Genomic DNA, 11,107 nt, shown 5'->3' with positions numbered 1-11,107 from the left:
GTTAATAATTTTGTAAGAAATATTGAAAGAATTTTTATTAATTTGGATTATTAAATTCGCTGTTTTTCATGTTATGATAAATCTCATATAAGATTGAAAGAAGGTTTTCTTACATATGAAACATGCTGAATATGAATACTTAAATTTATGCCGTCATGTAATGGAGCACGGTACGAAGAAAGAAGATCGTACAGGGACAGGTACTGTATCTGTATTTGGATATCAAATGCGTTTCGATCTAAGTAAAGGATTTCCTTTATTAACGACAAAGAGAGTCCCATTTCGCCTTGTAGCAAGTGAACTACTTTGGTTTATGAAAGGTGATACAAATATTCGTTATTTATTACAACATAATAATAATATTTGGAATGAATGGGCGTTTAAGAGCTGGGTAGAAAGTGACGAGTATAATGGTCCTGATATGACAGATTTCGGTCTTCGCTCTCAACAAGATGAGGAATTTAAGAAGCAATACGATGAGCAAATGGAATTGTTTAAAAAGAATGTTCTAGAAGATGATGATTTTTCGAATAAATATGGTTATTTAGGAGACGTATACGGAAAGCAGTGGCGTGCTTGGAAGACGACAGCCGGTGAGACACTTGATCAATTAAAAGATGTAATTGAAATGATTAAGAAAACACCAGATTCACGCCGTCTAATTGTTTCTGCTTGGAATCCTGAAGATGTACCAAGTATGGCTTTACCGCCTTGTCATACGCTATTCCAGTTTTATGTAGCAGATGGAAAGCTTTCTTGTCAGTTATATCAAAGAAGCGGTGATATTTTCCTTGGCATTCCATTTAACATTGCAAGCTATTCACTTTTAACACATTTAATTGCACATGAATGTGGTCTCGAAGTAGGAGAGTTTGTTCATACAATTGGTGATGCACATATTTATACAAATCATTTTGAACAAATAGAAAAGCAGTTGGCACGTGAACCACGTCCGTTCCCTAAACTTACATTAAATCCAGATGTGAAATCTGTGTTTGATTTTGAAATGGACGATTTAACTATTGAAGGATATGATCCACATCCAGCAATTAAAGCACCAGTTGCAGTGTAATTGTAGAGGAGATGAAAAGATGATTATTTCATTTATGGTCGCAATGGACGAAAATAGAGTAATTGGTAAAGATAATAAATTACCTTGGCATTTGCCAAGTGAATTACAGTATGTGAAGAAAACGACAATGGGTCACCCGCTTATTATGGGAAGAAAGAACTACGAAGCGATTGGTAGACCACTGCCAGGAAGACGTAATATTATCGTAACTCGCAATGGAGAGTATCATGTTGAAGGTTGTGAAGTTGCTCATTCTGCGGAAGAAGTGTTTGAGCTATGCAAAGATGAAGAAGAAATCTTTATTTTTGGAGGAGCGCAAATTTATGATTTATTCTTACCGTATGTGGAGAAATTGTATATAACAAAGATTCATCATGCGTTTGATGGAGATACATTCTTCCCGGAAATAGATATGACTGATTGGAAAGAAGTTTTTGTGGAGAAGGGCTTAACGGATGAAAAAAATCCGTACACGTACTATTATCATATTTATGAAAAGCAACAATAAAAAAAGATTGATGTGAGCATTCACATCAATCTTTTTATTTATATTATTAAATGTATCTTTATAGAGGGGATTCGATAGTGCTATAATGAGAGTTAGCATGTATAGAATGCTATAAATCTTTAGAAGTACGCTATGTAATAAAAGGAGGAGAATCGGTTGAGAAAAATATGGGGGATTCTTTTTCTTTGCTTTGCATTAATGCTAGTCGGATGCGGCAAAGAAGAAAAACCACAAGAAGCGTTTGATACATATGTAAAAGCATGGAATAAACAAAAATTTGCAGATATGTATGATCAATTATCAGAAAATGCAAAAAAAGATATTTCACAGAAAGAGTTTACTGAGAAATATGAAAAGATTTATTCTGGTATTGAAGTGAAAGACTTAAAGGTAGAAACAGGGGAAGTAAAAGAAGATAAAAAAGATGAAGGCCCTGTTCCTTTTAAAGTAAGCATGGATACAGTTGGTGGTAAAATCACTTTTGGCCATGAAGCAAAAATGGTGAAAGAAAAAGATGGGGATAAAGAGTCTTGGAAAATAGATTGGACTCCTGATTTCATTTTCCCTGGCATGACAAAAGATAGTAAAGTGCGTATGCAGACAACACAACCAAAACGTGGTGAAGTTTACGATCGTAATGGAAAAGGTCTTGCGACGAATGGTAAAGCTTCTGAAATCGGAATGATTCCTGAAAAGTTAGGGGATGCTGCTCCGCAAACGAAAGAAACGGTAGCGAAGTTGTTAAATATGTCTGTAGAAGAGATTGATCAAAAACTAGCTGCGAAATGGGTAAAACCAGGGTATCTCGTACCAATTGGAATTTTGCCTGAGGGGGCAACGCAAAATACGTACATCGATTTACCAGGTGTTGCAACAAAACCTGTAAATGTTCGTACATATCCGTTAGGGGAAGCAGCAGCGCATCTTACTGGTTATATCGGAAAAGTAAATGCTGAAGATTTAAAAACGCTTCAAAAGAAAGGCTATCAAGCCGATGAACCAGTTGGTAAGGCTGGATTAGAGCAAGTATTGGAAGAACAGCTACGCGGGAAAAAAGGTGGCCGTGTCTTCATGGAAGATGCACAAGGAAAAGAAATTAAAAATTTAGCGAAAACAGATGCTGTTGATGGGGAAAATGTAACTTTAACTATTGATAGTGCTACTCAAGAAAAAATTTATAATGAAATGAAAGGAGAGGCTGGATCTAGTGCTGCAATTAATCCGAAAAGCGGGGAAACGATTGCACTTGTAAGTAGTCCAGCATACGATCCTAATCTTATTGCGAGAGGGACATCGAAGGCACAACGCGAAACTTGGAATAATGACCCGAAAAAACCGATGACGAATCGATTTACACAATTATCGGTTCCGGGTTCTGTATTTAAGCCAATTACAGGTGCAATTGGACTTGAAACAAAAACAATTGATCCGAAAGAAGAATTGAAAATTGAAGGATTGAAATGGACGAAAGATTCTTCTTGGGGCAATTATTACGTAACACGTGTAAAAGATGCAAATCCGATTGATTTTGATAAGGCAATGAAATACTCGGATAATATTTACTTTGCACAAGAAGCTTTGAAAATTGGAAAAGATAAATTTATGGCTGAGGCGAAAAAATTCGGATTTGATGAGAAATTACCAATTGAATACGGATTCCCGGTTTCTAAAATCGCAAGTGATGGCATAAAAAATGATATTCAAATGGCAGATACAGGATATGGACAAGGACAAGTCTTAATGACCCCTCTTCATTTAGCTTTAACGTATGCACCGATTGTAAATGATGGAACGATTCCGTCGCCATATCTTATTAAAACAGATAAACAACCAAAGGCCTGGAAAGAAAATGTGATTTCTAAAGGAACTCAAGATATATTGAAAACGGCTTTAACAAAAGTAATTAACGATCCAGATGGTACTGGGAAAATTGCGAAAATTGATGGTATGACCCTTGCTGGTAAAACAGGAACAGCAGAATTAAAAGTATCAAAAGAGGCAGAAGGAAAAGAACTAGGTTGGTTCGCTGCGTTTGATTTAAATTCACCTGATATGGTCATTACAATGATGATTGAAGATGTAAAAGGTAGAGGTGGAAGTAATATTCCGGCTGAAAAAGTGAAACATGTTTTTCAAAAGTAGTAATTGATGAAGACTATCTCCATGAAATATGGAGGTAGTTTTTTATTTGATTAAAACCTTAATATTTATATACAAAAACTAACTGAAATAATATAACTTATTAACTTACGAAAAAAAAGTAGCTATTTTTATTGACAGACATTAAAACTTTTTGTATTATACTTACGTAAGGTAAGTTATTTACTATAAAATAATAAATCTCAAATTAAAGATAAATTTGAAAAAGGGAGATAATACAATGACAAAAGTACTATTTATTACAGCAAATCCAAATTCAGCAGAAGGTTCTTTCAGTATGGCAGTAGGGGAAGCTTTCATCGAAGCATATAAAAACGAACATCCACAAGACGAAGTTGTAACAATTGATTTATTCAATACAACTGTACCAGCAATCGATGCAGACGTATTCGCTGCTTGGGGTAAATTTGCAGCAGGCGAAGGATTCGAAACTTTAAGTGAAAATCAGCAACAAAAAGTTGCAGCAATGAACAATAACTTAGAAACATTTATGCATGCAGACCGTTATGTATTCGTGACTCCAATGTGGAACTTCAGCTACCCAGCAGTAGTGAAAGCATACTTAGATAACTTATCAATTGCAGGCAAAACATTCAAATATACTGAAAATGGTCCAGTTGGCTTACTAGAAGGCAAAAAAGCACTTCATATTCAAGCTACAGGCGGCGTTTACTCTGAAGGAGCATACGCATCTATGGACTTCGGTCGCAATCACTTAAATGCAGTATTAGGATTCATGGGTGTATCAGACACTGAATATATTGCAGTTGAAGGAATGAATGCAAATCCTGAAAAAGCGCAAGACATTAAGGAAGCAGCAATTGTAAATGCACGCGAATTAGCAAAACGTTTCTAATATAGAAAACTTCAAAATGTCCAAACACTTGTTGTTTGGACATTTTTTCTTCTTTTTCCTTCGTTTGTCTAGTATAATGAAGGTCGGAATGATAATAGGTGGGGGTTCTGTATGATTCAAACGTTTTTTAAAATCTTTTATTTAATTTTAATCGTAATTGCGATTACACCAAGATTGTGGCGTATAAAAAGAAAAGCAAATGCGATGTCACCGCAAGAAAAAGATAGTGTTGTGTATAAAACCACAAACTGGTTTGGTAAGAAAATGGTGGGTGTAACTGGATCGACTGTAGAAGTAAAGGGACTTGAAAATGTTCCGAAAGACAAGCCAGTGCTAGTTGTAAGTAATCATCAAAGTAATATGGATATTCCTGTTTTACTAGGTTACTTAAATAAGCCAATTGGATTCGTTTCAAAAGCGGAAATTAAAAAGTTTCCGGTTGTACCAACATGGATGGAACTAATGAATTGTGTGTTTATGGACCGCAGCGATCGCCGTCAATCTCTTAAGGCAATTAAAGATGGAATTGAACTGTTAAAGAACGGGCATTCTATCGTAATTTTTCCAGAGGGAACGAGAAGTAAGGGTGGCGAAATCGGTGAGTTTAAAGCAGGGAGTTTTCACCTTGCTGTAAAATCTGGCGTATCTATATTACCAGTAACTTTAGATGGTACATATAAGATGTTTGAGGCTAATGGAAATCGTATGAAACCAGCTCATGCAACGTTAACAATTTCTAAGCCAATTACACCTGAAGAATATGCAAGTATGGATGCTAAAGAGTTAACCCAGCATACAAAAGATATTATTGCATCTCAATTACATAAGTAATAAAAAAAGTTTCAGCTTAAACAAGCTGAAACTTTTTTTATGCTGCGGGTAAGACATAAAACAGTACGCAGAAAAACATCATTGTACTACCGCCTAGTACGAAGAGATGCCAAATGGCATGATTGAACGGAAGCTTTTCCCAAAGGAAGAATATAGCTCCGACAGAATACAAAATGCCGCCTATTAATAGTAGTGAGAAGCCGTGACCGGTTAAATTTTCATAAAGGGGTTTAATGGCAACGATGATGAGCCAACCCATAATGATATAACATAATGTTGATGTTTTAATAAAGCGACGAACAAAGAAGATTTTGAAAATAATTCCACCAATCGCAAGGGTCCAAATAATTGCGAGTAAAGTCCAACCGAGCGGGCCACGCAGTGTAATGAGTAGAAATGGTGTATACGTGCCGGCAATTAATAAATATATGGCGGAGTGATCTAAAATGGTAAATAACTTTTCTACTTTTGGATGATGGATACTATGTAGCAGTGTAGAAAATAAGTATAGCAAGAACATGCTTACGCCATAAACGGTAAAACCAACAACAGCAGATGCTGTACCATGTTTGGAAGCATGAATAATTAATATGATTAAGGCAGGGATGCTTAAAATGGCACCGATACCATGGGTAATTGCATTCGCAATTTCTTCTTTTACAAATTGGGTCATTCTTGTAATTTTTTGCGTCATAATGTTAATCCCTTTCACTGTATTGAGATAAGTTATATTTTCCTTAACCATATCATATACAAAAGGAATAGAAAATGATATTTGTATAATTGATTTTATTTTTGAATTTTTTTGACAAAAGACAACGGATACATTGACGTTTACAAAATTTTTTGACAAAATGAACTTATGGAATAGTAGGACAAGAATCTACTTATGAAGGGGATGGGGAAATGTTTTCAAATATTGGCTTTCCAGGGTTAATTTTAATTTTAGTAGCAGTGTTAATTTTATTCGGCCCAAAAAAGTTACCGGAAATTGGGAAAGCTTTAGGGGAAACGTTAAAAGAATTTAAAAAATCAACAAAAGAATTGACTGATGAGGCATTTCAAGAGAAGGAAAAAAATAAATAAAAGAATATGATGAAGTTTTTCTCGGAATGGATAAATAAAGTGTGGTGAACGAGATGGAAAATCGGGAAATGAGCGTAGTAGAACATATTGTTGAGCTTCGCAAACGAGTAATATATACAGTATTATCCTTTGTATTATTTTTAATTATTGGATTTACTTTTACGAAGGATATTTATTTTTGGCTTGTAAAAGATTTACCAATGAAATTAACTGTTCTCGGTCCAAGTGATGTGTTATGGATTTTTTTCTCGATTGCTACAGTATTTGCTATCGTTTGTACAATTCCTTTTGCTGCGATACAAATTTGGTTATTTGTAAAACCAGGTTTACATCCCAATGAACAAAAAATGACATTAATGTATATACCGGTATTGTCTATATTATTTATAGCAGGCCTATCTTTCGGTTATTTTATCGTTATGCCATTTTTATTTCATTTCCTAACTACAATTGGTAATGAGATGTTTAATACAATGTTTACAACGGAAAAATATTTTCATTTCGTATTAAATTTAACAGTTCCGTTTGCTGTTATATTTGAATTACCTGTAGTTGTTATGTTTTTAACGAGTATAGGTCTTCTGACGGCAGAATTTCTTCAGAAAATAAGAAGATATGCTTATGTCGTGTTGATTATAATTGCATCGTGTATATCGCCGCCAGATTTTTTATCACATAGTTTAGTAGCGGTACCGCTTATTTGTATTTATGAAATTAGTATCGCTTTATCAAAGATAGTTAGTAAACGAAAACAGAAAAGAGAAGAAGAAACACAGTCGAAAAGTGCCTCGTTATAAAGGCACTTTTTAATTTATCCCGCTATTTGTGGGCAGTAAGACTCCCACCTCAAAATTCGGCGAATGCGAGGAAGTTAGGTGGGAGATAACTACCCGTAAAAGCCCGATTGGTGAAGGCTAATAATCAGTGGAGGTGGACAAAACCCCCAACTGATTAAAGTTTGACTTTATTTGTTATACTCTAGCTATAATTGTATACAATATATAGAAGAAAAAAATTATAGAATCTCCAAAATTTAGACAAACTTTTCATTTTTATAAGTTTATACTGAAGTTATCAAGCTATATATGGGTAATAATACTCCCGTCTTAAAGTATATATAGGACAGGGTTCGAATTAGGTGGATATAAATGAAGTATTAACTTCTAAACGGGGGCAGTTTAAGGATATTTTAGTATTCATAGGAAACCTACACTAAAAAACGTGTTAAAGAATAAAGTGGAGGAAGTTCAAAAATCCAACGAAAAAGAGGATTGATATTGTGATTACGAAAAGTTTTTATTTCACTCATGCAACAGGGAATTGTATTAAAATATTTGAAATCCCTGTCCTACAAACACAGCATCCATTAGCGTTTCTAATTCAGTCTCGTCTTCAATTGTTTATTGCAAAAATTCAAAAACATAAAAACCCAAGAGTCTCGTACTCTTTCCGTGAATATTTACAAAGTTGTTTGAAGTGGAATGATTATTCAAATGTATATAAAACAAATACTCTTGAAAAGAATGCATAATACACAGCAGGGACAGAGTTAGGTAGGCTCTGTCTTTTTTATTTTAGGTATAAAAATATAATTAATTTGGTGAAATTTATTCGAAATTGTTGAAAGCATCAGGAATGCTAGTATAATAACAGGGAGAGCGTATTCGAAAGGGAAGAATATAATATGCAAAAAATTAAAATTGTAACAGATTCAACGGCAGATTTAACTCAAGAAGTGATTGAGAAGTATGATATTCATGTTTTACCATTATCTATTTCTGTAAATGGACAAACATACTTAGATCGCGTTGATTTACAACCAGATGAATTTATTGAAGAAATGGCGAAATCAGGAGAATTACCAAAAACATCACAACCAGCTATGGGTACATTTGTAGAAATGTATGAAAAGTTAGGGGAAGATGGAAGTGAAGTACTTTCCATTCATATGACAGGTGGAATGAGTGGCACAGTTGCAACAGCAAATAGTGCTGCATCAATGACAGATACGAAAGTAACAGTTGTTGACTCTCAATTCATTAGCCATGCATTAGCATATCAAGTAATTGAGGCTGCTAAAATGGCAAGAGAAGGAAGCTCATTAGAAGCTATTTTAAAACGTATTGATGAAGTGAGAAAAAATACTCGTTTATACGTAATCGTAGATACATTAGAAAACTTAGTAAAAGGTGGGCGCATTGGTAAAGGTAAAGCACTTATTGGTTCTTTACTTAATATTAAACCAATCGCAAGTTTAGAGGGCGGCGTATATAATCCGGTAACGAAAGTACGTAGCCAAGGGCAGATTGTAAAAACATTGGCTAAAATATTCGAGGAAGATACTGCTGGAAAAGTGGTGAAGGCTGTTGCGATTCCACATGCTAAAGCAATTCCTTTAGCAGAAAGTGTAAAAGCTGCTGTTGAAAAAGTGAATGGATTCACTCAATCAGAGATTTTCTATACAACACCAGTTATCAGTACTCATACAGGACCAGGAGCAATTGGTTTTATGTATTTAGCAGAGTAATAAAAAAGCTACTTGAAATGAATTTTCAAGTAGCTTTTTTATGTGTATATGAAGTAAGAAATGAGAAGGGCAATACAGGCGCTTCCGCTAATGATATAGCGAGTCTGTAAATAATCTTTCATGGGAAACACCCTTTTCGATTTTTTAAAGTATATGATAAATTACTCGGAAAAATTAGTTCTATTATACAGGAGAGGTTTCTGTAATTTTTACGGGTTCTTTATCTGAGACAATAGGGCTATAAGTGAAAGTTTGGCCTAAAAAGAGAACATGTAGTTGTTCCCACGGTAGCATTCGTAAATTCCAGTTATTTCGTAGTCGTGTTACTGCTTCCCTTGGTGTTTCATCTGCTAAAGCAAAAGTACCGTAGTGCATTGGAATGAAATGTGTAGCTTTTATATCTAGATAGGCTTGCACAGCTTCTTCTGGTGAAACGTGAGACACTTTCATAAACCATTCTGGTTCATAGGCACCAATTGGCATAAGTGCAATATCGATTGAAAAACGTTTGCCGATTTCTTTAAATCCTTGGAAATAACCACTATCACCACAAAAATAAATGGTTTCTGAAGAAGTCATATTATCAATGATCCATCCTCCCCAGTGAGAGGTGTTCATATCAAATAATGTTCTTCTCGTCCAGTGCTGGGCAGGTACGAAGTGAAAAGAGACTTCATCAATTGTTGTACTTTCCCACCAATTGTATTCTTCTACATTGGTGAATTTTTTACGAGTAAATAATTTTTTTAGCCCAATAGGAACTAGGTATAAAGTATCATCGCTTAGTTGACGAAGAGATGAAAAGTCTACATGATCGTAATGACCGTGTGAAATAAGAACGATATCGATTTTAGGTAGTTCTTTTATAGTGAGCCCAGGCTCAGTAAGTCGTGGAACTAACTTTAATTTATTAGCCCATACTGGATCTGTTAAAATATTTAAGCCGTTCGTTTGAATGAGAAAAGTTGAATGACCAATCCATGTGACAGTCGTTTTTTCAAAGTTATTTAGCAGAAATTTACTTTGTTTAACAGGTGATTGTTCTACTAGGAAAGAAAAGTCTTTTTTGTTTTGCTTTCTCTCTTTACGCCAGCGTAAGAAGGAGCGAATTGATTTTTTTGTACTTACATTATCCATATTTTCATAGCGCTTTGCCATGAACATCACCTCATTTAAAATCGTTGTAGTTGTATTGTACCGAAATGTTGTTAAGGAATACAGTGTTTAACATGGATTAATGTTTAAGTAATTGTAAAAAAATAGGGAGATTTATTTACAAATTTAACAATGAACTTTGTTTCGCAAATAATGGTTAGAGAAATAATAGTAGTAAAATATATTTTGTCTAGTAATTAGCTTGAAATAAAGAAGTAACATACGTAAATTCGTACGATTTCGTGAACAAATGAAGTAAACAATTTTCTCATAGTATTTACTTTTGTTATGATATACATAACTTACATAAATTAAGGATAGAGAAAAGAGGTTTAATAATGAAGCGTTATCAAAAATTAATTGGTCTTATGGTTGTATTTTGTCTCTTTGTACTTGCCGGTTGTAGCAGTTCAGGTTCAAAATTACGTAAACCATTAAACTGGGATTTGGAAACTTTCCAATACACAAATCAAGAAGGAAAGCCGTTTGGTACAAAAGATTTAAAAGGGAAAGTCTGGGTAGCTGATTTCATGTTTACAAACTGTCAAACGGTTTGTCCGCCAATGACTGCTAATATGGCTAAATTACAAAAAATGGCTAAGGAAGAGAAATTGGATGTTCAGTTTGTTTCGTTTAGTGTAGATCCTGACCTTGATAAACCAGAAAATTTGAAAGCTTTCATTCAAAAGTTTACAGAAGATACAAGTAACTGGAACTTATTAACAGGTTATTCACTAGAGGATATTACAAAGTTTTCAAAAGATAACTTCCAATCGCTTGTAGATAAACCAGAGAATGGGCAAGTTATTCACGGAACATCATTTTTCTTAGTCGATCAAAATGGAAAAGTAATGAAAAAATATAGTGGTATTAGTAATACACCATACGAAGATATTATACGTGATATGAAGC

General features: G+C 34.3%; 12 protein-coding genes. 10 read left to right on the top strand and 2 right to left on the bottom strand.

The window, feature by feature from the left end:
* Nucleotides 1-115 precede the first annotated feature (115 nt).
* The 5 genes from V7038_RS19425 (at nucleotide 116) to V7038_RS19405 (ending at nucleotide 5,427) form a co-directional block, all read left to right on the top strand.
* Entirely contained in the window at nucleotides 116-1,072 is a 957-nt protein-coding gene (locus V7038_RS19425) for a thymidylate synthase (RefSeq protein ID WP_002202150.1), read from the top strand.
* Nucleotides 1,073-1,091: 19 nt separating this feature from the next.
* Complete coding sequence (locus tag V7038_RS19420; protein ID WP_002158016.1) at nucleotides 1,092-1,580, top strand: dihydrofolate reductase; 489 nt, start codon at nucleotides 1,092-1,094, stop codon at nucleotides 1,578-1,580.
* 156 nt (nucleotides 1,581-1,736) lie between these two features.
* Nucleotides 1,737-3,722, top strand: a complete 1,986-nt coding sequence (pbpC, locus tag V7038_RS19415) for a penicillin-binding protein 3 (RefSeq protein WP_002158015.1) — start codon at nucleotides 1,737-1,739, stop codon at nucleotides 3,720-3,722.
* A gap of 238 nt (nucleotides 3,723-3,960) precedes the next feature.
* Entirely contained in the window at nucleotides 3,961-4,596 is a 636-nt protein-coding gene (locus V7038_RS19410; RefSeq protein WP_002158014.1) for an FMN-dependent NADH-azoreductase, read from the top strand.
* Between the two features lie 111 nt (nucleotides 4,597-4,707).
* Nucleotides 4,708-5,427, top strand: a complete 720-nt coding sequence (locus V7038_RS19405; protein WP_002158013.1) for a lysophospholipid acyltransferase family protein — start codon at nucleotides 4,708-4,710, stop codon at nucleotides 5,425-5,427.
* A gap of 37 nt (nucleotides 5,428-5,464) precedes the next feature.
* Here the strand turns inward: V7038_RS19405 and trhA are convergent, their stop codons facing one another.
* Entirely contained in the window at nucleotides 5,465-6,121 is a 657-nt protein-coding gene (gene trhA, locus V7038_RS19400) for a PAQR family membrane homeostasis protein TrhA (RefSeq protein ID WP_002118985.1), read from the bottom strand.
* A 212-nt stretch (nucleotides 6,122-6,333) separates the two neighbouring features.
* Here trhA and V7038_RS19395 point away from each other — a divergent pair, with 212 nt between their 5' ends.
* The 4 genes from V7038_RS19395 to V7038_RS19380 all read left to right on the top strand — a co-directional run bounded on the left by V7038_RS19395 (nucleotide 6,334) and on the right by V7038_RS19380 (nucleotide 9,040).
* Entirely contained in the window at nucleotides 6,334-6,513 is a 180-nt protein-coding gene (locus V7038_RS19395) for a twin-arginine translocase TatA/TatE family subunit (protein ID WP_002012719.1), read from the top strand.
* 53 nt (nucleotides 6,514-6,566) lie between these two features.
* A complete protein-coding gene (tatC, locus tag V7038_RS19390) occupies nucleotides 6,567-7,310 on the top strand; it encodes a twin-arginine translocase subunit TatC (RefSeq protein WP_033714159.1) in 744 nt (247 codons plus the stop codon).
* Between the two features lie 482 nt (nucleotides 7,311-7,792).
* Nucleotides 7,793-8,044 (top strand): DUF2535 family protein, encoded by a 252-nt coding sequence (locus V7038_RS19385; protein ID WP_002158010.1) that lies wholly within the window; start codon nucleotides 7,793-7,795, stop codon nucleotides 8,042-8,044.
* Between the two features lie 153 nt (nucleotides 8,045-8,197).
* A complete protein-coding gene (locus V7038_RS19380) occupies nucleotides 8,198-9,040 on the top strand; it encodes a DegV family protein (protein ID WP_002202148.1) in 843 nt (280 codons plus the stop codon).
* A gap of 183 nt (nucleotides 9,041-9,223) precedes the next feature.
* Here the strand turns inward: V7038_RS19380 and V7038_RS19375 are convergent, their stop codons facing one another.
* A complete protein-coding gene (locus V7038_RS19375) occupies nucleotides 9,224-10,198 on the bottom strand; it encodes an MBL fold metallo-hydrolase (RefSeq protein ID WP_070128307.1) in 975 nt (324 codons plus the stop codon).
* A 335-nt stretch (nucleotides 10,199-10,533) separates the two neighbouring features.
* Here V7038_RS19375 and V7038_RS19370 point away from each other — a divergent pair.
* Nucleotides 10,534-11,107 (top strand): SCO family protein (locus V7038_RS19370; protein WP_335471434.1); only part of this gene is annotated, 574 nt, incomplete at its 3' end.

The organism is Bacillus sp. JJ783 (assembly GCF_036963225.1).
Lineage (GTDB): Bacteria > Bacillota > Bacilli > Bacillales > Bacillaceae_G > Bacillus_A > Bacillus_A cereus_U.
The sequence above is the reverse complement of the archived record's forward strand: the minus strand, read 5'-3'. Positions and strand labels throughout refer to the sequence as shown.